Genomic DNA, 22,934 nt, shown 5'->3' on the forward strand with positions numbered 1-22,934 from the left:
ACCACTCCGAATGAACGTTCTCGTCACGAAACGTGCTGCCGCCTGTGGGCTTCTCTTGTGTGGACTTTGTGTCGCGTTCCTGAGCACATCGGCGCGCGCGGCCCACGAGGGCGCCAGCCGGACGTCGGATACGATCACCATCAGCGGGATCGTCATTGATGAAAATGCGGACCCGCTTCCCGGCGTCAATGTCCGGATTAAGCAGACCGGTCGCGGGACGGCTACGACATCGGATGGTACCTTCTCGATCACAATCGGCGAGAGGCAGAGCCGGACCCTTGTGTTCTCCTTCGTGGGCTATGAAACCGTCGAGCGGACATTCGACGAGAGCCGGACAGACGTCGTCGTCGAGATGGAGGTCGACCAGCAGGAGCTGTCGGAGGTTGTCGTGACCGGGTACGGAATCGAGAAGACGCGCACGGAATTGGTCGGGAGTGTCACCGAGATCAGTGGGGAGGAGCTGGAGCCTTTGCGGCCCGAGGCGTCGTTCCAGACGCTGCTTAGTGGAAAAATCGCCGGCCTGAAGGTCAACAATCCGTCCGGCGGGGAAGCCGGAAAACCCATCTCCGTCAAGATTCGGGGTCAGGGTAGCCTGCCAACGCCCCAACTGCGTCGCTCGACGTCCTCTCAGCCGCTCTACATCATCGACGGTGTTCCGCTCTACGACATTCAATCCGAACAGTTTAACCAGGCCGCAGGGCGGGAGGAGCTCCTGAACCCGCTCGCCTCCATCAACGCCGACGACATCGAGAGCATCTCGGTCCTGAAAGATGCCTCCGCAGCGGCCATTTACGGCGCGAATGCGGCCAACGGTGTGATTCTCATCGAAACGAAGGACGGCGCGACGGACGGCTTCGATGTGGAGGCCCGCGTCAGTAGCGGCATGTCGAACTCCATCAACGAGGTGATGCTGCTCAATTCGGAGCAGTACGTCCGCCTGTACCAGGAAACGCTCATCAACGACGGCGCCACACCGGAGGAGGCGGCGCAGGAAGTGGGAAGCGACAGCGTTTACACGAACTGGGACGAGGTGCTGAAGCGACGGGCCATGTTCACCAACGCCACGCTCAGCTTTAGCGGCGGCACGGAGACCCTGTCGGCCCGCGTGTCGCTGAACTACAACGATCAGGAGACCATCTCGCGCGGGAATTCCTTCCAGAAGTACGGTTTCCGTTCGCGGATTGACTATCAACTAGGGGATTTGGCGCGGGTCAACCTGAGCAACGGCGTGACCGGTATCGAAAAGGTGTCGCTCGGCAGCTTCAGCAACGTTCCGCTTCCCCCAAACATTTCCCCGTACGACGCAGACGGCGGATTCAACGACGCCACCATTTTTCAGGATCGGCCTAACCCGCTGGCGGTCATCGTGCAAAACGACAACGACCACAACAGCCTTTCCACGACGAACAGCCTTCAGGTCACGGTCGAACCGATCAACAACCTGAATCTGCGTGCGCTCGGCGGGATCGATTACTACCAGAACCGCAATTTTATTTACCGATCGAAAAAGAATGCGACGGGCAACGACAGCGGCGGCGGCCTGACGATTGTGAACCGACGCAATCGGAAGTGGATCACGAACCTGACGGGCGACTACTCCTTCCGGCTCGGGGAGGCGCACGCGTTTTCTACGCTCGGCGGAGTCGAGGCGCAGGAGAAGAATACGAAGGTCCTCCGCGGCTCCGGATCTAATTTTCTGAACGATAACCTTCGTGTGCTTCAGGCTGCGGGCGATCGGGAGGACCGCGACGCTGCGTCGTCGGACGACAACGTCACCACCCTCTCGACGTTTGGGGAGATCAGCTATAACTATAACGGGAAGTTCAACACCTCGCTGAATGCGCGACGCGACGCGTCGTCCATCTTCGGCGGCGACGTGCGCAACGCCAACTTCGCATCGCTGGGCGTCTCGTATGTGCTGTCGGAAGAGCGCTTCTTCCGCGATCTCTCGTTTCTTGATTTTCTGAAGATCAAAAGCTCTTTCGGTAGCACCGGTAACTCCCGGATCGGGTCGTACGCCGCGCGGGGGCTTTACTCCGTCAGTTCGCAGAACGCGTACGCCGGACAGATCGGCCTCGTCCCGTCCACGCCGCAGAACACGCGGCTCACGTGGGAAAAGAATTACAAGTTCAACGCCGGCATCGACGCGACGCTGTTTGGCCGACTGGATGTTCTGGTCGAGTACTACCGGAACGAAATCGTCGACGCCATTTCCTCCATTGCCGTCCCGCACGAGTCCGGCTTTACGATCGGTGACGTGAATGCGGCCGACATGCGAAATACGGGGATCGAGGTGACGCTCGGCTATTCTATCTTCCAGGACGGCGACTTCACCTGGGACGTCGACGCCAATGCCGCCACGAATCGGAATGTCGTGACCGAGTTGAAGCTCGAGGACGCCGACATTTCCACGGTGAGCGGCATCGGATACCGCGTAGGGGAGGATGTGCGGACGATTTACGGGGTGAAGTACGCGGGTGTCGACCCCGAGAACGGCGAGGCTCTCTTTGAGCTGCCCGACGGGACGGTGACCGACGACTACAGTGTCGCCAGTCGGATCGAGAACCGGCAAAGGATCGGCGATGGGAATCCCAATGTGTTCGGCGGGTTCTCCAGCACCGTCTCCTACCGAAACCTGTCCCTACGCCTGGTCGGGGAATATTCGTTCGGCTCCGACATTCTCGTGTCGAACCTGTATGCCACGGATGGGCGCCAGATTTCGTTTAACAACCAGAGTGTCAACCAGCTCGACCGATGGCAGGAGCCGGGAGACCAGACCGACGTGCCCCGTCTGTCGGAGAACGCGCCGCCGTATTCGGTCACCGACCGCTACGTTTACAACCTCGATTACGTCAAGCTCGCGAATATGACGCTTCGATATTCGTTGCCCCAGTCCCTGGCCGAGCGCGTCGGCGTGGAGCGTGCCGGTGCCTTCATCAACGCCTCCAACATCGGCTACATCTACTTCGGCGACGCTCCCGATGGTCGAAACGGGGCGGCCGAGTACCGCTATCGCTTTCCTGAGGCGCGCACGATCACCGCAGGCATTGACGTCACGATATGAAATCCCCCTCCCTCTATTTCAGCCTGATCCTGGTTTTCTGCCTGGCCTCGTGCGATGGCTTTCTATACCAGGAGCCGACAACCGAGATCGCGCGGACCGAAGCGCTTTCCGACATCGAAAGTGTGGAGAGCTCGCTCTACGGCGCATACAACCTCACGATGCGCAGCGGGGACGCGTATCGCGGCTTTCTGACGTATTATGGCGACCTGACCGGCGGCAACGTTACGATCAATCCGGGGCTCACGACTGAGGCCGAGACGGAGCTGCGTCGGATCGAGGCGTTCAACAGCATTCCGGATCTCACGGTCGAGACCTACACGGATCTATACGCGATTCTGAACGCAGTCAATAACGTGATCAATGCGGTGCCGACGGTCCCTGACGGAACGCAGGCGCAGAAGGATCGCATCCTCGGTCAGGCGCTCGGTCTCCGCGCGCTCGTTCACTTCGATCTGGTTCGCATCTTTGCGCAGCCCTACAACTACACCGACGATGCGTCACACGTAGGCATTGTTGTCCTCACCGAGTCGCCGCGCCCGGATGAGGAAGTGCCGCGCTCGACCGTTCGGGATGCCTACGAGCAAATCGTGGACGACCTGGAGCGATCGATCGACCTGTTAGAAGGCGAGTCGTTCGACCCGGTCTTCGTTTCCGCCACGAGCGCACAGGCGCTGCTGGCACGAGTTCGCCTGTATCAGGGGGAGTGGGCGAAGGTTGTGACGCTCAGCAACGCGGTAATCGAGAGCGGGGCCACGGACCTGGCTCCGACCGAGGACATGCGGGAGATGTGGCAAAACGACTACGTCCGCAATGAATACCTGCTGCGCCTGGACGGGTCTGGCTACGCCACGTACACGCTGTCGAGTGACTGGGGCAACCGCGTATCCGACACCAGTCCGGTACTCAGCGCGACGACTGACATCATCGATCTGTATGATGACGCGGACGTTCGGGGCCGGGGCCCGGACGGGCTGATTCAGCCGGTGGTCGATGAGGGCGACACGCTCCTTAGCACACAGAAATATCCCGAGCCGTCGACGCAGGAGCCGAACGACATCGGCGTTCTGCGGCTGTCAGAGGTGTACCTCAACCGGGCGGAGGCCTACGCCAACCTGAATCGCCCGGACCCGGCGCGCGAGGACCTGAACACGATTCGGCTCCGCGCCAATCCCGATGCCGATCCGGTGACAGCATCCGGTGACGCCCTTCTCGAGGCGATCCTAGAAGAGCGGCGTCGCGAACTCGCGTTCGAGGGACACCTCTTGTTCGATCGGACGCGCTACGAGGAAGATGTGACTCGCCGGTACTGTTCAGGCGAACCATCCTGCAACGAGGCGTACCCGAGCCCGCGGTTCGTCCTCCCGATCCCGCGTGACGCGATGAACGCCAACGACGCACTCCGGCAAAACGACGAGTACTGATCCAGTGGCGCGCCGACCGTCCGACCACATGTTTAGCACCATGAAAATCGCATTCGGTCGGCCGGACCGGGTTTGGCGCCCTTGTCAATGTCCTGATGTGCCCTTATCTATATCTAATCCAGATAAGAGCAGTCCCTTGTTGCCGTTCCGTACAATCGCCCCGACGATGACGTACCGTTCCATGTTTTCCGCGCTTCGCCGATCGCTATTGCCGGCCTGTCTCCTGTCCATCGCTCTGTTGTTCGCCGCGTGCGACAGTAACGACATGGCCATGCAAACCACTGTAGAGTTTGGTCAGGACACCTACCAGGTGTCGGAAGCCGGGCAGAGTCTCGACGTAGAGGTCGTGCTCGATTCGCCGGCCTCGGAAGAGGTAACGATTCCGATCACTGTGGGCGGCTCGGCCATTGCCGGCGTCGATTATGAGGAACCCGCATCCGACGACGTGACCATCGCGTCCGGTAGCACGTCTGGCACGTTCACGATTACGCCGATCGACAATGCCTCCATCGACGATCAGGATCGAACCATTGAGCTTCTGATCGACGCCGACGAAGTGGACGGCTACACCGGTGGCGCGACCGCAGGGGCAACGGTGACCATCACCGACGATGAGATGGTGGGCTCTTTCACCGTCTCGTTCCAGGAGGCGAGCTACGAGACGAACGAATACAATCAGGACACGCTCGACGTGCTGGTTGAAGTGAACCAGCCGGCCCCGGCAAATCTGCAGCTTGACTTCCAGACCGGTGGAACCGCAACGAGTGAAAACTATGAGCTCCTGAACAACTCCATCGAGATTCTCGCTGGCGAGACGCTGGATACCATTCAGGTCGCTGTTAAAGACACACGCAGTTACGGGGAAAGCGAAACCCTGACGTTGACGCTGCAGACGCCTGCGAACGACGCCGTCACGATCGGTGGGACAACGGAGACGGACATCACAATCGTGAACCCGGTCGCCGACATCGCGACGTACGCTCCCGATGAGGACTTCGCACGCCTCTACACCTACAACACATTCAGCGACGTCGCCGTCCCGGAGACCGGCCGACTCAATACGGATCCTTCCGCAGGGGTCATCTTCGATGAGTCGTTTGCCTTCACGATCGTCCCCGTCCGAGAAGATCCATCGGCCGACCCGAATGTCTTCGGCTTTGGCTCCTTCCTCTGGAGCGAAGATGACTTCACCCGCAGCACCAATATGCTGAACATGGTGGAGTTCTACGACGACGGCGAGCAGCCGAACACCGTCGATGAAGGCGTCTCTTCTGCATCGGCCGGTCTGTACTACCCGAGCCTTTTCCGTCTCACACCCGATGGACCGGGCGCGACGACCGGAACGGTTGAGTTAGTGCAAGACGAGATCCGTGTGTACAAGCCCGATCAGACGGATGATGGCGTCACGAATCCTGAAAGCTTCGTGATTGGCATCAGCAGCGAGGGCGGCACCTACAACGAAACCGAAGGTACGATCAACATCACGATCACCTTCGACGAGACCGCCGTGAACAACGGCTTCGTGACGCGGCGCTTCGAGCTAAGTGACCGGCGCCCGAGCTCCTGACGGAAATATACACGTACGTAGTTTAGATACTCGTTGAAGGAGGGGCTCGTCGCTACGATTTGCCCCTTTTTCTTTACCGTTTCTCAATCCTTCCCGCCGGGCCATTTTTCTACCTATTCCGTCTCATCGATGTGATGAGACCTCGGGACGTTCTTACAATCGCAGCGATCTGCGACTTACTCTCGTATTATGGACCCACGGTTCGCCATAATGAGATCTAGCCTCCTGATCGGCCTGGTCGTGGTCGTCTTGGGTGTCTTCTTCTATCAAATGAGCAGCTGGCCGATTCAGGCCGATGCCGTTCCTGCCATCATCCGGACCTACAAAGGACCGCAGGGCGGGTGGCCAGCGCCTCATCTGTCCGAGGACGTTTCCCATCGACCTCTTGCCCCGCTTCCGGACGTGGAGTATCCAGCGAATAACCCGTACTCAGAGACAAAAGAGGATCTCGGAAAAAAGCTCTTCTTCGACCCGCGGCTCTCTTCATCTGGTACGCTCGCTTGCGCAAGTTGCCACGATCCGGATCTTGGTTGGAGTGACGGACGACGACGCTCGTTTGGCCATGCCCGGCGTGAGGGACAGCGAAACAGTATGACGGTCCTGAACGCGGCATACTACGATCACCTTTTCTGGGACGGACGCGCGGAGGACCTTGAAGAGCAGGCCATGACCGCCATCGCGGGCCCGCGCGAAATGAATCAGGGTCTCGACCTTGTTGGGGAAGGCATCCGTGACCTACCGGACTACCCTCGCTTATTTCAGCAGAGCTTCGGCGATTCGACCATCAACGCGCAGCGCATCGCGAAGGCGATTGCAACGTTCGAGCGCGGCATCACCAGTCGGAGGAGCGACTTCGATCGTTTCCTGCAGGGGAATCGTGACGCCATGACCGATCGTCAGATTTACGGCCTGCATGTCTTCCGCACGACGGGGCAGTGTATGAACTGCCACAACGGCGCCCTGCTGTCCGACGACAAATTCCACAACCTGGGCCAGTCCCATCTCGGACGACCTTCGGAGGACTTGGGTCGGTTCCTGGTCACAGGGGATACATCCGACGTCGGCAAATTTAGAACGCCGTCCCTTCGGGATGTGACGTACACCGGTCCCTACTTGCACCACGGATTGATCTTTAACCTGCGGGAGGTAATTGACATGTACGACCGCGGCATGCCGCAGGTTATTCCGAAAAAGGAAGCGGGAAACCCGCTGTACCCGGAGACCTCGCCACTGCTTGAGCCGCTGGATTTATCGGAGCGAGAGATCGAGGCGTTACTCGATTTTTTGGAGGCAATCTCGACTCGTCCACGCCGGATGTCGGCACCGGAACTGCCGGGGATGGAGCGAAACGACGCGTAGTGGGGATATGACGTGAGTCTTGGAGAAAGCAAATGCGCATTTATTTGTCGAGACTGCCCTTCCCTTCCGACCTCGCTGTTCATCTCCGGGGTTTGGCGTGACGCGGTAGCGGACGAAATGATCGTTCTGGGATGTGTGGTAATCCACCGCGCTGCAATCCGTCTAAAAATTGAACGAGCTGCTGGTACTCATGGTCTGCACGCCGTGCAGGATAGCCGGATTAGCGTCCTCGCATGGGTTGGAAAAGGGAAGCGTCCGTCGCGCGAAAGGAAAGGCTTCCGTTGCATCCCCTTCTCGTTGATCTGGACATGCGTCGGTGTGGGAAAGCGTCATCAGTTGGACATGCGCGCTTCCCCGCCGGATCGACGGATCACTTGCAGGGCCAGGTCTCCTGTCCTGCGTCGATCGCCCACAGCGCGTTGCGTTTATCTGTGCCCGTCGGTGAGTCCTCGGAGCACCTGGATGTACTGCTCCGCGACCGCTGGCCAGCCGAAGGTTGCCTGCGTATGGGTGCGAGCGCGACGGGAGAAGCCGGCAAGTTCATCCGGCGCGTCGTGGTACCGGAGGATGGTCTGCCGGAAGGCGCTTGGTGACTCCGGCTCGACGAGGTGGCCATTCATGCCGTCGGTGATCACGTCGCGGATGCCCTCCAGTCGGGAGGCGATCGCCGGCGTTCCACACTGACCCGCTTCCAGCATCACCACGCCGAATCCTTCCATGTCGCCCGGCACCGGCACATTCGGCATCACGAACAGATCGGCGCCGCGGTACAGTCGTGCGAGATCCGCGTCGGATATGCGTCCCAGCAGTCGCACCCGGTCGCCAAGCCCGTTTTCACGGATGGCGGCGTCGATGGACTCGGTCTGCGGTCCGTCGCCGGCCAACCAGTAGTGCACGTCCTCGGGGAGGTCGGGCATCACGTTTCGGATGAACCACTCGAAGCCCTTGCGTTCGACCTGCCGCCCGACGCTGCAGAGGAGAAGCGCATCGTCCGGGAGCGGACCGAGGGCGTCCGTGAGAAGGTGGCGACGCGTCGCGCGGTCGGACGGCGCCCGGAAGCGGTCGGGGTCGATGCCGTTTGGGACCACCTGCAGCTTGTGATCGGGCAGTCCTCGTTGGGTGCACGCCTCTCCCGTTGCCCGGCTGACGGGGAGAACGAGGTCAAGAGCGTCGAAGACCTTCGGTACGAACCACTGATACGGCGGAAAGGGTGTCGTGACGTCCAGGCCGTGAACAATTGCGGCCGTGCGTACGCCGTATCGACGGAGAAGGGGGCGCAGGGGAACGGCCAGAGCGGCTGTGACCATGGAGGAAAACAACACGACATCGACGTCATCGCGCCGCGCCTTCTTCGCAATCACCCAGGCAGCCCATAGCAGGAAGGGTAGGACCTTGACGTGCGTCCAGCTCCATGAGGAGCGAAGGAGGACGGCGTCGTAGTCGAAGGCCGAGCTTTCCGCGTCGCGAAGGTTCAGCGATTCGTGGAGCTTCATGGCGACTCGCTGCATGCCGCCGATGTTGTCCATCGGTCGACCTTCAGGCGGGAGCGAGTGAGATACGAAGAGAAGGCGCACAGTCAGCAGGGGCGGTCGGTGACAAGATGGAAGCGGCGAGTGGCGATCACACGGAGAAGGTAGTATCGCCGACGAGGGCGGCGTCGTAGTAGTCGTTCATCTTTGAGAGGATGGCCTCCCATCGAAAATCCTGTGCTCGTTCCAGTGCAGCCTCGCCCATCGCAGTGCGACCACCGGCGTCGGTCAGGAGGTGACGCACGGCATCGGTGAAGGCGTCGGTGTCATCCGGTGGGCAGAGGTGACCGGTCGTGCCGTCTACGACAAGGTCGCGGCTCCCGACGGCATCTGCGCAGACGGTCGGGAGTCCGGAGGCCATGGCTTCGAGTGTCACGTTGCCGAATGTCTCCGTATCGCTGGGGAAAAGGAAGACATCGGACGAAGCGTACGCGGTGGCAAGCTCGGTTCCCTCAAGGTATCCGGTAAAGACGGTGTTCGGAAGCTTCTCTTCGAGCTCGGCACGGGCTGGACCGTCGCCCACGATCAGGCTTTGATGCGGCACATTCTCGTCTTCAAGGCGCCGCACGACATCGGCGAAGACATGCAGGCCTTTCTCCCAGACGAGACGACTGACAAATGCTAGCACCGGACGATCGTCCAAATCGTGTTGCTGTCGCCATTCGTCAGAGCGACGCGACGGGTTGAATCGGTCGGTTTCGACGCCTCGCTGCCACAGGTGAAGTCCATCCGTGATGCCGTGGTCCTTCAGGATGTTCGCCATGGCGGTGGACGGTACGTACGTGTGGCGGCATTTCTGGTAAAAGTGCCGGAGATACGCCCAGACCGCTCGTTCCAACCAGCCGAGTCGGTAGTACCGGAGGTACGAACTGAAGTGCGTGTGGTAGGACGCCACGACCGGTACGTGCCACGACTGCGCCGTACGGAGCGCGTGGTAGCCGAGAATATCCGGCGTCGCGATATGGAAGAGCGTGGGGGCGAAGTCGTCGAGTGCCCGCCGAACCGATGGCGTGATCCCGAGAGAGAGTCGGTACTCGCTGCGTCCGGGAGCAGAAATGGAGGGCACCGGAATGAGCGTCCCGGCGTGATCGACCGGCGGATTCTCGACGGTCGGGGCGAAAACTCGAACCTCGACGTGCTCCTTCGTCTCCAGATGCCGCACGAGCCGGTTGAGCGTCAGCGACACGCCATCCGCGATGTGATTGTAGGCGCCGGTAAAAAGCGCGACGCGCTTCGGGCTGGATGACGGAGCTGGGACGGAGTCAGTCATGCTGCGGGAGGAAAGGCGGAGTCATACGAGTCGCCGCACCAAACGACCGACTGGGAACAGGGTTCGTGCCTCCGGCTCCCTCGCCATGCTACGACCTACGGGTTCTGCCATTCTTGACGCACGCCGGGGCGGATTGGAGGTGTGGAAGTAGGGAAGTGTGGACGTTTGAAAGTGTGAGAGTCTGAGAGTGTGAGGGTAGGTAAGTGTTGGGATGGAAATGACACGTAGAGCATGGGCTCTACCGCTCCCGAAGCTGCGTGGTACCCCAGAACTCTGAACCCGATCTACCGGAGCGTTTGATTTTAAACCGGAATGTCTTCGTATGTCTTCGAGAAGCGGACCTCATGCGTTGCGGAAACGAGGCGTTGTACCAAATCCAAATGATAATGTCGGGGTCACGATCATCTGTGGAAGCGATTCGCGGGCTTGACAACCTGTTTGACGGACAGCCTTCGGCGATCCAACGGTACGGACCTCCCGCCGGTCGGTCCTCGCTCCGTTCGCAATCCAAGGCTTGGTTGATCTCGCGAGCCGGGTCGACGACGTCATTGTGAAAGGCTCCCCGATTCAGGCCTGCGAATCAGCATATAAGACGGCGCTCACGTTTTCGCGATCCATCCGCCAAACAGGTTGTGAGGGTCCCCAAAAACGTTGATTCCTGCGTCTCTTTCCCTTGTTTCGGTCGAATCGACCCCACAGCCGACGCACGGCATCCAGACACGATCATTTGGATTCAGTATTATCGTCGAAAACGACGAACACTCACACTTCCATACCCACATACTTCCATGCATTTTGGAGCAGCCGCGCCGAGGGAGTGCTGAAATGACACACCCTCTATTGAACGTGTCCAGTAGGTAGCTCTGAACCCTGAACCCTAGCTACCGGACAGTTTTGATATCAAACCGGACTGTCTTCGTATGTCAACGAAAAACGGATCTCGTGCGTCTCATGCGTCCTGGAAACGAGACGTTATCGTCGAACATCACGCACTCACACTCTCCCATACCCACATACTCCCATCCATCTCAGAGCAGCCGCGCCTAGGAATGCTGAAATGACACACGCTTCAATGAAAGTGTCCGGTACCTAGCCCTGAACCCTGAACTTTGAACCCTGAACTTTTATAGCACGTCCTTCAGGAATCGTCCCGTGTGGCTGTACGGGTGCGCTGCTATCGTTTCCGGCGTACCGGTTTCGACAATCTGGCCGCCTTCATCACCACCCTCCGGTCCGAGGTCGATCACGTGGTCAGCGTATTTGATGACGTCCAGGTTGTGCTCGACGATGAGGACGGAGTGGCCGTTTTCGACGAGCTGATCGAACGCGTCGACGAGTTTCTTGATGTCGTCGAAGTGGAGGCCCGTGGTTGGCTCATCAAAGATGTATAGCGTCCGGTCCTTGTTGCGGCCACCGAGGTGACTGGCCAGTTTGATGCGCTGGGCCTCGCCGCCGGAGAGCGTCGTGCTGGGTTGACCGAGTGTCAGGTAGCCGAGACCAATATCCTGCAGGACCGTCAGCTTGTTAATGATCGTCGTTTCGCCCTCGAAGAAGTCCGCGGCCTCGTCGACGGTCATCTTCAGGACGTCCGCGATGTTTTTGCCCTGATAGGTGACGTCGAGGACTTCCTTCTTGTATCTCTTCCCTCCGCACGCCTCGCATTCGAGGTAAAGGTCGGCGAGGAATTGCATTTCCACCTTGACCACGCCCTCGCCCTTGCACTCCTCACAGCGCCCGCCTGGCACGTTGAAGCTGAAGAAGCCGGGCTCATAGCCGTGAATTTGCGACGGCCGCGTTTCGCTGAAGAGCTTCCGGATGCCATCAAACGCGTTGGTGTACGTCGCCGGATTGGACCGCGGCGTGCGTCCGATCGGCTGCTGGTCGACCATCTCCACCGCGTCAATATTTCGGTGCCCGCGGATGGCGTCGTGCTTGCCGACTTTGCCGTCTCCACTGCCGCCTTTGAGCCGGTGCAGTCCCTCGAAAAGCGTCTGGTTTGTGAGAGTCGACTTTCCGCTGCCGCTGACGCCCGTCACGCAGACGATCATATCGAGCGGAATGTCGACATCGATGTTCTTGAGGTTGTGCTGTCGTGCATTCTCGATCGTCAGCACCCGGTCTGGGTCGACCTCGCGCCGCTTGTCCGGAAGCGGAATCGTTTTTCGGCCACTGAGGTACTGCCCCGTGAGCGACTCGTCTGACTCGAGCGCCTCATCGTACGTGCCCTGAAAGGTGACCTGTCCGCCGAATGAACCGGATCCGGGGCCGAGGTCGACGATTTCATCGGCTGCTTCCATGGTCGCCGGATCGTGTTCTACGACGAGGACGGTGTTTCCGAGGTCTCGCAGCCGCTCGAGAATGCCGATCAGCCGGTCGTTGTCGCGAGGATGGAGACCGATCGTTGGTTCGTCCAGCACGTAGAGCGACCCGACGAGCGAAGAGCCGAGCGACGTCGACAGGTTGATTCGCTGCGTCTCGCCCCCGGACAACGTCTGCGCGAGGCGGTCGAGCGTCAGGTAATCGAGGCCGACATCGACCAGGTAGCGACTCCGTTTGCGAAGCTCGTCCATCACGCGACCTGCGACCTCCTCTTCGTACTCGGTCAGCTCGAGCGCTTCGAAGAAGTCGCGGGCCTCGCGCGTCGTCATCGCGCACACCTCTCCGATGTGCTTCCGCCCGGTCGTCTCCTCACTGCCGATCTTGACGTAGAGCGCGTCGTCGGCGAGCCGGTAGCCATCGCATTTCGGGCAGGTTGAATAGCCACGGAAGCGAGCACGAAAGATCCGATAATGCGTCTTGTACGAGCGTTCGTCGAGGAAATCAAAGAAGCCGCGGATCCCGATGTAGTCGTCTTTGCCATCCCAGACGATTTCCTTCTCCCAGTCCTCCAGTTCGCGGTACGGGCAGTCGACGTTGATTCCTTCCTGCGCGGCAAGCTTGATGAGCGACTTGAAGTGTTTCGACCACTTGTCCGTGCGAAAGGGAGCGATGGCGCCCTGTTTGATCGACAGCTCCTTGTTGGGAACGATGAGGTCGGGGTCAAGGCCGGGGACGCGACCGAATCCCTGGCACTTGGGACAGGCGCCGACGGGGCTGTTGAAGCTAAACATGAGCGGCGTCGGTTCCTTGAACCGCATGCCGTCGCGCTCGAAGAAGTGGCTGTACTCCAGTGCCGCCGGGATTGGCCTCTCGCGCGGGACCTCCTGGATCGTGCACCGTCCTTCTCCCTCCTTGAAAGCCTGCTCGACCGAGTCGGCAATCCGATCGCGTGTCGCGTCGTCTCCTTTCTTTACCTTCAGGCGGTCGACGAGCACGAGCAGCCGGTTGCGCCCGTAGTTGTTGACGGAGCTTGGCTCGGTGTCATTTAGGTCGAGGATCTCGGGGCGTTCGCCGCGTTCGGCCTGCTTCTCCGTGGGCAAGAGAACGATCCGGAAAAAGCCACGCTCGCGCAGGCTCTTGAGTTCGTCGCGGAGGGCGATGCCGGAGTGCTCCGGGACAGGAAAGCAGAGGTAGAATCGTGCGCCGTCATCCAGTTCATCCTCCACGTCGAGAGCGACGCTCCGCGGTGTGTCTTTCGATACCGGACGACCGCTGATGGGAGAATATGTGGTGCCAATGCGAGCGAAGAGAAGTCGGAGATGGTCGTAAATCTCCGTTTGCGTCGCGACCGTCGAACGCGGGTTCTTCGCCGTCGTCTTTTGCTCGATGGCTATCGCCGGAGCCAGACCCGTGATCAGGTCGGCGTCCGGCTTGTCCATGCGCTCCAAGAACTGCCGGGCGTACGCCGAGAGACTCTCGACGTAGCGGCGCTGTCCCTCTGCGTATATCGTGTTGAAGCAGAGAGAGGATTTACCGGAGCCCGAGGGGCCGGTGAATACGATCAGCTCGTTCCGGGGAAGGTCGAGATCGACATTCTTCAGGTTGTGCTGTCGCGCTCCGCGGATCACGATGCTGTGCTTGGCGGTCTCGCGTGCCGAAACCGAGGCGTTCGCGATAACCGGGTCCTGCGTGGGGGCGGTGTCAGTCGTCTGCGTCATCCGGAAAGGGTCGGATGTTCGATTCTTGGAAACGGAGCGCCGGTTCCCGGTTGACGATTTGATCGAGAGATCGACGCGCAACCCTTTCTAACGTCATTGCCTCGTCATTGATGCCGGCGACACGATAACGAAGTTCGAATGTCTGATCACGATTGGAGCAAGGCGGGGAATCGCTCTGCAAAAATGTTCATGTCATCCATCAGGATCCGGGTGGCTCGCACAAGATCGTATGGGAGAAAAGAAACGGCTGCGTCCGTGTGAGAGCGTCACACAGAAGCAGCCGCAAGGGACGACCGATGATAGCAAACCCTCAAGCCGCGGGCGAGTCGGGGTCCGACGTATCCGGATTGACCTTGTCGATCATCGCTCGAAATGGGGCGCGACTATCGTAGAACAACGTAAATTCAAATCCACCAAGTTTGCCTCGTACTTCCTCACTTTCGGCGATTTTCTTGAACTGATCTTTGGTCGCTGTGATCTGGACAAGCGTTCCGCGGACGCTTCGGCGTTCGTCTTCCGGATAGGGAAACGGATTCTCCCAGTCCAACCGCTCCCCGTCGACCCACAGACGTACGTCCGTAGATGTGATTTCGACACGCTCCGCACCCGAGTCGAGGCGAAACCGAAGGACGTACTCCTCGGGCGGGCACTGCGTGTCTGGGCACTCCGCTCGCGCATCGACCTCGAAGTTCGGCTCATTAAGCCCGGAAGAGTAGGTCACGTCGCTAAGCCGGACGCTGCTCGTTTCATATACCCACGCGTTTTCTCCGCCCCTGTAGGACTGCGTAACCTGCTCGGATGGTGCGCACGCAGTGACTGCAAAGGCCAGGAGTACGAGGACAAGAGCTAATTTGCTGAGGCGGTTCATTGGAGCAGTTGGTATTTGCGGGGAGTGCGAGAATCTCAGTACTAGACCCACCAGCATTGATGATCAAGCGAGGTATATGACTTTTTTAAGGTATGTGGACAACCCTGTAATGTCAATCATATCCTGTGTCATTAAACGCTCAGACATCGATGTTATGTCTAGTAAGACACGGCTGAACGGCAAAATCGTGATCGGTTCGAGGAACGGGGGCTCGTTCTATTGCGTCGGGTTTGATACTCGTGAGTTGAATATCTGATGCCACAATTCAGGGTGTCCGCGAACATCCGGGGCGCCAGACGACACATAACATATTTGCTCGTTTACTCAAGTGAAGGCGATGCGCATGCTGACAATTATTTTGGCTTTGATCCTAACGGGTTGTACGAACGGTACGCCGTCCCCCGATAGCGCTGCTGTTCCTGACCCCGACGTCGTGATCGAGCGCGTGGAGTCGGAAGAAGCAACGTTCCGCGTGGTACGGCTCGTCGATGACCTTGAGCATCCGTGGGCTGTGGCGTGGCTTCCGGACGGGAGAACGCTGATTACCGAGCGACCCGGGCGTCTGCTGGTCGTCGAAGGCGACTCACTTGACGAGGTTTCGGGTTTGCCACTGATCTCTCCGCGTGGGCAGGGTGGACTGATGGATATCGCACTTCACCCGGAGTATGAGTCGACGGAATGGATCTACTTCACGTACGTTGCCGAGACGGATGACGGTCATGGAACCGTACTCTCCAGGGCCCGAGTGGATGGCACGTCCCTGATCGATGTACAGGAGTTGTACCGGCAAACGCCCTTCGTTTCGGGAGGTCGACACTTTGGCTCGCGGATCGTTTTTCCCGGAGATGGGACGCTGCTTTTCAGCATCGGGGATCGAGGGAAACGGGATCCTGCTCAGGACCGTGGCTCGTCGATCGGCAGCGTGATCCGGCTCACGCTCGACGGGCAGGTGCCAGACGACAACCCGTTCGTCGGCATGGAAGGCGTATTGCCGGAGATATACAGCTACGGCCACAGAAACATTCAGGGTATGGCCGTTCATCCGCAAACAGGCGACGTATGGTCTCATGAGCACGGTCCACGAGGCGGAGATGAACTCAACCTCATTCGCCGGGGCATCAATTATGGCTGGCCGGAGATCACGTACGGACGTGAGTACATGTCAAATCGCGAGATCGGAGGGTTCGAACAGGAGGGTATGGAGCAGCCGGTCACGTACTGGGATCCGTCGATTGCACCGTCAGGGCTCGCTATTTACAATGGCGATCGCTTCCCGAACTGGAAGGGCAACTTTTTCGTTGGCGCGCTCGCACACCAGAAGATCCAGCGTGTCGTTTTAGATGGAAGGACAGTTGTGCATCAGGAAACGCTTCTCGAGAACGATCTGGGACGAATCCGCGACGTACGCACAGGTCCAGACGGCTATCTTTACCTTCTGACCGACGCGAGCGACGGAGGCCTTTTCCGATTGGAGCCTGTAGAGTAATTCATTCGTGGACGTTTCCCGACGTTGCGCGGCTATCCTGGACCGGGTGATCTTCCTCGCGAAGATCACCCGTTTTCTATGGTACCGTGAGCGTTTGGCAGACCGGCCTCTGTAATACCGTTTCGACGTTAAAATGTCGGTGTCTCCGACGGCTTCGATTCGGCGGACGCCTCCCCTGACAGAAGAACGTTTGACAACCTGTTTGGCGGATGGGTCTCGAAACGTAACGACGGGTGTTCATGCCTATCATACGTTTGACAGTGATCTTTTCGCGATGACGGAGTGGACACAGCGCGAGATCAACCGACCCAGTATTGCAAACATAGCGAGGACCGACTATCCGGAGGTCCGTACCATCGGATCGCCGAAGGCTGTCCGGCAAACAGGTTCTGAACGTATATGGTTGAAACGTTGCTCTTTCCAACTCGGAGCCACTGCGAAGACACGGGTTGGGCGATCCCGACAATATCACTCAGAAGACGGATGAACATGTCTTTCGCTTCTAACATGAGGCCGCAGTAACTGCAACGTGTCGATAATGAGCGACGAGTTTACCGAGGAGTCACATTGATCCGTGTGGTGCACGGTATCTTCATATTGCAATCCATGTCCGTTGCATCCGGCTTCTCGGTCGGAGGTCGCTGAACATATGCGACCAACCCGTCGGCGGACCTCGGCCCCTCACCGACCGACGGCTCTTCGTCCCACATATCCACGTTCAATTATTGGAGCTATGTTTCGATATTTGCAACAGTTCGCGTTACCGTTTGCGGTGACCGTGCTTACCCTAGCCATCGGTTTACTTGGATTTGTCGCACCTGCTCATGCACAGGATGCCCAGGTTCAAATCATTCATAACTCGCCAGATCCGGATGCATCCACGGTCGACATCTACATTGAGGAACTGGATGGAACGCCGGTCACAGACATACAGGACGTCGACTTTCGTACGGCCACCGGCTTTCTCTCGCTCGCACCGGGCGACTACAACATCTTTGTCGCCGGGCCGCAAAGCACTGGATCTGGCGATGCGATCGTCGGACCCGTTCAGGTTACGCTCGCTGCAGGCATGAACTACACCGTCGTGGCGAATGGCGTGCTCACGCCTGGTGACTTCAGCGATGGAGGGACAGGCAACTCGCTAGGTTTTACTCTCGATGTCGCCGCGGACGCGCGCCCTACAGTTGACTCACAGGACGGAGATGTCGAAATTCGGGCCGTCCATGGTTCGCCCGATGCTCCGACGGTGGATGTCCTGGCCGGAGGAGCCGTATTTGTCAACGACGCGGCATATAATGCGATTACGGGCTATGCCAATGCAGGTGCGGGCCCCGTCACGCTTGAGGTGACGCCCGGTAACGATAACAGCACGGTCGTCGCATCCTTTGATGTCGACCTCACCGGGTTTGCGGATGAGACGCTCACGGTCGTTGCGTCCGGCTTTCTGACGCCAGGTAACCAGACGCCTTCCCCCGTCGCTCCGTTTACGTTGATCGCGGTCGATGCGGAGGGGAATGTCATCGACTTAGGCGCAGCACGCGTCCAAATCATCCATAATGCGCCGGATCCGGCTGCCGAAACCGTCGACATCTACGTCGACGGAGAGCTGGCACCAGCGCTGGACGACTTCGCGTTTCGTAGCGCAACGCCCTTCATCGATCTGAACTCCGGCGTTCGGTCCGTTGCCGTAGCTCCGGGTAACAGCACCGGCGTGGGGGATGCTATCGCGACCTTCGATCTTCAGGTGGAAGCGAACGCCTCCCTGGCCATCATAGCAAGCGGGGTTCTTACGCCCGCCGACTTCGAGACGAACCCAGATGGAGAGGCGACCGGTTTTGAGCTACTAATTGAGGCAGGTGTTCGTGAGGTGCCAGCAACGGCTGGTAACGCTGAAGTCCTTGTCGTCCACGGTGCGCCCGACGCGCCGACCGTCGATGCGTTCGTGCCGGGAGCCGGGGTCACGCTTGCGGATGGAGCGGCATATACCGGCATCACCGATTACACGAGCGTTCCAACCGGTACGTATCCGGTTTCGATCACCGACGATTCGCGCGCCGTAACCGTCGCTACCTTCACCGCGCCGCTCACTTCAGCCACTACGGCACTCGTTCTGGCCTCCGGGTTCTACACTCCGTACAACGATCCCGTCGGGGGGAGCGGCACGGAGCCCGCTCTCGGACTGCTCGCCGTGTTTCCAAATGGTGATACTGCGTTGCTTCCCGTGGAGAACACGCTCTCGATTAACGAATTCCTCGCCGATCCAACGGTTACGGATGGGGGCGTTGATGCAAATGGTGACGGCACAATCGACACCGGAGATGACTTTGTCGAGATCATGAACATCTCGAGCGCCCCGGTCGACATCAGTGGCTATGAGCTAGATGACGAAGCGGGAGGTGGTGGAGCACCGTACGTCTTCCCCGCTGGAACGACGCTTGAGCCCGGCGAGGCGGCCGTCATATTCAGCGGCGGTACGCCCGCAGGCATCGCGGGCTTCGTTGATGTTGGACTTCCGGCACTGAACAACGGAGGCGACGATATCATCCTGAGAGACGACGGAGGCAACGTCTTGCAGTCGCTGACTTACCCGGTGCCGGGAGCGGTACCAGAAGCTGATGGTGTCTCCACGGCTCGCAACGTAAACGGCGTCGGAGGCTTCGCGCTGCAGGCGGACTTCGGCGTAATGACCGATGCCTCGGCTGGCATCAATAACGACAACGGCGTGCCGCTTCCGGTCGAGTTCGGCGCGTTTACGGCCTCGATCGACGGCAATGACGTCGTGCTCAACTGGACGACGCTGTCGGAGACGAATAACGCCGGCTTCGACATCCAGCAAAAATTTGCTGGCAGCGGCTTCCGGTCCGTCGGACAGGTGGAGGGGCAAGGGACGACCTCGGAGCCGACGGAGTACGCCTTCCGCGTCACAGACCTGGAGTCCGGGACCCACCAGTTCCGCCTCCGCCAGGTGGACATCGATGGAGTTGAAAGCTTCAGTTCCACGGTGACGGCGACGATCAATCTGACGGAGCGATACACGCTGTCGAGCGTCGCACCGAATCCGGTCACCTCGAAGGCAACGGCGACGCTGCAGGTGAAGACGGCGCAGCCGGTGACGGTGGAGTTGTACGATCTCCTCGGTCGGCGGGTGAGCACGCTGTTTTCCGGCTCAATGTCGGGGCAGGAGACGCGAACGCTCAGCGTTGACGCGTCCTCGCTTCCGAGTGGCGTGTACTTCCTCCGCGTACAGGGAGAGCAGTTTGACGGCGTGCAACGCTTCGTTGTCACGCGGTAGAGAGACACGAAATACAGGGCGTGAAGCCGTTGCAATAGTGAATCAGAGGGGCGGTCCCATCCGGGGCTGCCCCTTTTGTGTGCTCGAAAGGAATCTTGATCGAGTGGGGCCGTCATGCCATCGACTGGCGCTCTACGACGAGTATTCGGACGTGGGTAGAAAGTACTATTTCTGAGTACATTCGAATCTCACCCCCTCGATTCTTTGTGCCTCGATATATCGTGTATCATTACCAATCGAATACAGGCTGGATAATTCGAAACGAATGTATGTCCAGGCATGGACTGCGGAATAAGGTTAACGACAGCTTGGTGTGTATCTGTTTGAAGCACGTCAGTTTTCGACGGAGGGGAACCAAGCTGGCACGGTCCTTTCCTCTGTTTAGCTCGACACGTTGAAGCGGCAATCCCCAGATCCTGGTTCAGCGCGTCCCCCCACACCCCTTTCGTTCTAATGAAGTGACGGCACGATGAACTGGCAACAACTGGTTGCGCTCTGGTGCGTGCTTATGATTAGTTCCGCACCAGCGACCGGCCAAAAACTGCTTACATACTACTCGTTCGATCGCCCGCCTGAAGCTGGCGTGGATGCGGAATACCGAACGGGCGAGGTCATCGCGGACGACAGCGGAAACGGTCGCTACCTCCGAGTAACGGGTAAAGGTGTAAGCTGGACAACGGAAGGACGTCTAAATGGCGCGGTTCGGTTGACTGGTGGTCCCGGCTTTCTGAAAGATCCGAACGCCAACAAATATCTCAACGGGCTCGATGCATTTACGATTACCGTGTGGGTTCGATCGGATGAGATCCCAACAGATTCGGGTATTCTGAATACCCGGCCCCCAGACGGTAATGATCAGAACATTTCTCTTCGGTATGACGCAGAAGGCCTTTTTGGCGGAGCCCCTAACGTAATCAAGGGAGGCGTGCGTACCGTGAACGGCAAACAAGAGTATGAGAGCAGGATGTACGCGCAGGCGTCGCAGTGGCAGCACATCGCGTTGATCTACGAGAGCGGAAAGCCTCTGGTCTTGTTTATCAACGGGACCTTTGACAAGGCGACCTATTCCCCATTGAAAACGTCGGGCCCTACGGTGGGGAACGTGCATCTTCGCGTGGGAGAAGGCGCGAAACGACGCAGCGATATCTGGAACGGGGGCCTCGATGAGCTGCGAATTTACTCTGGTGTACTATCTCCAAGGGAGGTGCGGGCGACCATGAGCCAGGAGCTTCCAGTGGAACTGTCTGGCTTTACGGCCACGTCGGACGACGACGCTGCTGTACTGCAGTGGGAGACTGTGTCGGAGACGAACAACGATGGCTTCCACATCGAGCATAGCGCGCCCGGTGCGACGACATTCAAAACGATCGGATTTCGCGCCGGTCAGGGCACGACCAGTGAAGCCACGCGATACTCGTTCGAGACGATAGATCTCGCCCCCGGACGTCATACCTTTCGACTTCGGCAGGTCGACGTAGACGGGCAGGAAACCGTATTCGACCCCGTCACCGTCGACGTTGCGATGTCGAAGCCTCTGGCCATGACAACCTACCCGAACCCGTTACGGGAGAGTGGGACGGTGCAGATCCAGGTCGAAGATGCAGCCGATGTCAGCGTGGAGGTGTTTAATCTTCTGGGACAGCGCGTCAAGACACTCCATGCTGGTCCCATTCGTCCCGGAGCACCGCTTCACCTGCGCCTTACTACAGACCAACTCCCGAGTGGGACATACTTCGTCCGCGCACGCACCGCCGGGACGACAATGACACGCCGAGTCTCGGTCGTTCGCTAACGGCGCCGCGGTTACAGCGATGTACCGTGAAGGATGAGCTTCCTGTTCGCCCTGAGTCTGCGGCTCATTTGCCTCAAGAGCCGCTTTCGTTCATTCTGCGTATGTATAGAAATTCTGGGCATGCACCGAAAGCCGTTGAGGCGCGTCGCTTTCGGCGTAACATTCTGTTCTCTGTGACGGAAAATCCAGGGAATCGGATGACAGTCCCACGTTTCTTTCGTATACTTTCGTCGGATGGATGAATCGGGACGACGGGTGTGTCTCAACGGTTGCGGTCTGTGGCCCTGCAGCTAGAGAGCACCCGTCGTCGCTGTTTGTGCCCGCCACGCTGTTAAATCGAGGGTGCGGGATCAGATGAGAGATGTCGAAATCCCCCGCAACACCTCGTTTCCCGATAGAGATACCTCACCGATTGTTTTCGAGCCGTCCGGAGACGAGAGACGGTTCCCGAGTGACGGGCTCCATGTGATCGGGCGGCCATCAAGCGTGCGCCCGCTGATGTTGGAACGGTGGGCTGCCGCGGGCGGTAGCGACACTAACCGGTCAAGATGTCCAGCCCTGTTCAAACTCCGCGGGGTCGCATGGCGTCACGGCCGGATTCGTACCTGTCGGCTTAATATCTGCGCCGACTGATCCATTCGATTCGCTTTCTCTGCTGATGTCCACAGATTCTTCCTCCGCCGGATCGTCGACCGGCACCGCCCAATCGTCCCTGCTTCGCCGCGTTGGCCGCTTCGTCTGGGACTACTGGCACTGGCCCGTGCTGCTGGGTGCAGCCGTCTACCTCTACCTCCAGCTGATGCCACCGATTGATCTCTCGGAGCCCAGTTCGCCGGCACCGTCCGTCACAGCGCAGACGCTTGACGGAGACACATTCCGGCTATCGGATTACCGGGGCGACATTGTCGTCGTCAACGTGTGGGCAACGTGGTGTCCGCCGTGCCGCGTAGAGATGCCGGGATTTGTCGATCTGCAGGCGGAAATGAAGGAGCAAGACGTGCAATTCATCGGCATCTCCGTCGACCGTACCGGCGACGATCTGGTTCGCGACTTCGTCACCGAGTACGAAATCAACTTTCCGACCATCCACGATCCCCGGGTGGCCGCCCGGCATTTTCCCGGGAATACGGTTCCCCGAACGTATCTCATCGATCGGGAGGGGCAGATCCGGTACGAGCATACGGGGCTCATCCTGAAGCCGGCACTGCGAGACGCAATTGAAGACCTTCTCGCCGAGTGAGCTTCGGGA

12 protein-coding genes are annotated in these 22,934 nt (G+C 59.1%); 8 read left to right on the top strand and 4 right to left on the bottom strand.

Going from position 1 to position 22,934, the window contains the following annotated elements; genetic code table 11:
• Positions 1–10 precede the first annotated feature (10 nt).
• From CRI94_RS03705 to CRI94_RS03720, 4 genes are all read left to right on the top strand, one after another.
• Complete coding sequence (locus CRI94_RS03705) at positions 11–3,064, top strand: SusC/RagA family TonB-linked outer membrane protein (RefSeq protein ID WP_098074331.1); 3,054 nt, start codon at positions 11–13, stop codon at positions 3,062–3,064.
• The gene (locus CRI94_RS03710) at positions 3,061–4,485 is read left to right on the top strand and encodes a RagB/SusD family nutrient uptake outer membrane protein (RefSeq protein ID WP_098074332.1); all 1,425 of its coding nucleotides are present in this window, start codon (positions 3,061–3,063) and stop codon (positions 4,483–4,485) included. Before CRI94_RS03705 ends, CRI94_RS03710 begins: the two co-directional genes overlap by 4 nt.
• A 166-nt stretch (positions 4,486–4,651) precedes the next feature.
• Positions 4,652–6,052: a Calx-beta domain-containing protein gene (locus CRI94_RS03715; RefSeq protein WP_179862140.1), complete on the top strand. Its 1,401-nt coding sequence runs from the start codon at positions 4,652–4,654 to the stop codon at positions 6,050–6,052.
• A 210-nt stretch (positions 6,053–6,262) separates the two neighbouring features.
• Complete coding sequence (locus CRI94_RS03720; RefSeq protein WP_098074334.1) at positions 6,263–7,411, top strand: cytochrome-c peroxidase; 1,149 nt, start codon at positions 6,263–6,265, stop codon at positions 7,409–7,411.
• Between the two features lie 425 nt (positions 7,412–7,836).
• Here CRI94_RS03720 and CRI94_RS03725 read toward each other — a convergent pair whose 3' ends face one another.
• The 4 genes from CRI94_RS03725 to CRI94_RS03745 all read right to left on the bottom strand — a co-directional run bounded on the left by CRI94_RS03725 (position 7,837) and on the right by CRI94_RS03745 (position 15,115).
• Complete coding sequence (locus CRI94_RS03725; protein ID WP_143815283.1) at positions 7,837–8,985, bottom strand: glycosyltransferase family 4 protein; 1,149 nt, start codon at positions 8,983–8,985, stop codon at positions 7,837–7,839.
• Between the two features lie 46 nt (positions 8,986–9,031).
• A complete protein-coding gene (locus CRI94_RS03730) occupies positions 9,032–10,210 on the bottom strand; it encodes a glycosyltransferase family 4 protein (protein WP_098074336.1) in 1,179 nt (392 codons plus the stop codon).
• 1,124 nt (positions 10,211–11,334) lie between these two features.
• Entirely contained in the window at positions 11,335–14,247 is a 2,913-nt protein-coding gene (gene uvrA, locus CRI94_RS03735) for an excinuclease ABC subunit UvrA (RefSeq protein ID WP_098074337.1), read from the bottom strand.
• 310 nt (positions 14,248–14,557) lie between these two features.
• Positions 14,558–15,115, bottom strand: coding sequence for a hypothetical protein (locus tag CRI94_RS03745; RefSeq protein WP_098074339.1), 558 nt, complete (start codon positions 15,113–15,115; stop codon positions 14,558–14,560).
• Positions 15,116–15,452: 337 nt separating this feature from the next.
• Here CRI94_RS03745 and CRI94_RS03750 point away from each other — a divergent pair, with 337 nt between their 5' ends.
• From CRI94_RS03750 to CRI94_RS03765, 4 genes are all read left to right on the top strand, one after another.
• Entirely contained in the window at positions 15,453–16,601 is a 1,149-nt protein-coding gene (locus CRI94_RS03750) for a PQQ-dependent sugar dehydrogenase (RefSeq protein ID WP_098074340.1), read from the top strand.
• Between the two features lie 733 nt (positions 16,602–17,334).
• Positions 17,335–19,893, top strand: a complete 2,559-nt coding sequence (locus CRI94_RS03755) for a DUF4397 domain-containing protein (protein ID WP_179862141.1) — start codon at positions 17,335–17,337, stop codon at positions 19,891–19,893.
• A 469-nt stretch (positions 19,894–20,362) separates the two neighbouring features.
• Positions 20,363–21,685: a LamG-like jellyroll fold domain-containing protein gene (locus CRI94_RS03760; protein ID WP_098074342.1), complete on the top strand. Its 1,323-nt coding sequence runs from the start codon at positions 20,363–20,365 to the stop codon at positions 21,683–21,685.
• Between the two features lie 658 nt (positions 21,686–22,343).
• Positions 22,344–22,925 carry a TlpA family protein disulfide reductase gene (locus tag CRI94_RS03765; RefSeq protein ID WP_098074343.1) on the top strand — a complete coding sequence of 194 codons (582 nt, stop codon included), beginning with the start codon at positions 22,344–22,346 and terminating at the stop codon, positions 22,923–22,925.
• Positions 22,926–22,934 lie beyond the last annotated feature (9 nt).

It is taken from the genome of Longibacter salinarum (genome assembly GCF_002554795.1).
In the GTDB taxonomy this organism is placed as follows: Bacteria; Bacteroidota; Rhodothermia; order Rhodothermales; family Salinibacteraceae; genus Longibacter; species Longibacter salinarum.

What these genes read in the sequence shown, in the direction of transcription:
- CRI94_RS03720 (WP_098074334.1), top strand. Translation starts at nt 6,263, where the DNA reads ATGAGATCTAGCCTCCTGATCGGCCTGGTCGTGGTCGTCTTGGGTGTC.
- CRI94_RS03730 (WP_098074336.1), bottom strand. Translation starts at nt 10,210, where the DNA reads ATGACTGACTCCGTCCCAGCTCCGTCATCCAGCCCGAAGCGCGTCGCG.
- CRI94_RS03705 (WP_098074331.1), top strand. Translation starts at nt 11, where the DNA reads ATGAACGTTCTCGTCACGAAACGTGCTGCCGCCTGTGGGCTTCTCTTG.
- CRI94_RS03710 (WP_098074332.1), top strand. Translation starts at nt 3,061, where the DNA reads ATGAAATCCCCCTCCCTCTATTTCAGCCTGATCCTGGTTTTCTGCCTG.
- uvrA (WP_098074337.1), bottom strand. Translation starts at nt 14,247, where the DNA reads ATGACGCAGACGACTGACACCGCCCCCACGCAGGACCCGGTTATCGCG.
- CRI94_RS03765 (WP_098074343.1), top strand. Translation starts at nt 22,344, where the DNA reads ATGTCCACAGATTCTTCCTCCGCCGGATCGTCGACCGGCACCGCCCAA.
- CRI94_RS03715 (WP_179862140.1), top strand. Translation starts at nt 4,652, where the DNA reads ATGACGTACCGTTCCATGTTTTCCGCGCTTCGCCGATCGCTATTGCCG.
- CRI94_RS03745 (WP_098074339.1), bottom strand. Translation starts at nt 15,115, where the DNA reads ATGAACCGCCTCAGCAAATTAGCTCTTGTCCTCGTACTCCTGGCCTTT.
- CRI94_RS03750 (WP_098074340.1), top strand. Translation starts at nt 15,453, where the DNA reads ATGCGCATGCTGACAATTATTTTGGCTTTGATCCTAACGGGTTGTACG.
- CRI94_RS03755 (WP_179862141.1), top strand. Translation starts at nt 17,335, where the DNA reads ATGTTTCGATATTTGCAACAGTTCGCGTTACCGTTTGCGGTGACCGTG.
- CRI94_RS03760 (WP_098074342.1), top strand. Translation starts at nt 20,363, where the DNA reads ATGAACTGGCAACAACTGGTTGCGCTCTGGTGCGTGCTTATGATTAGT.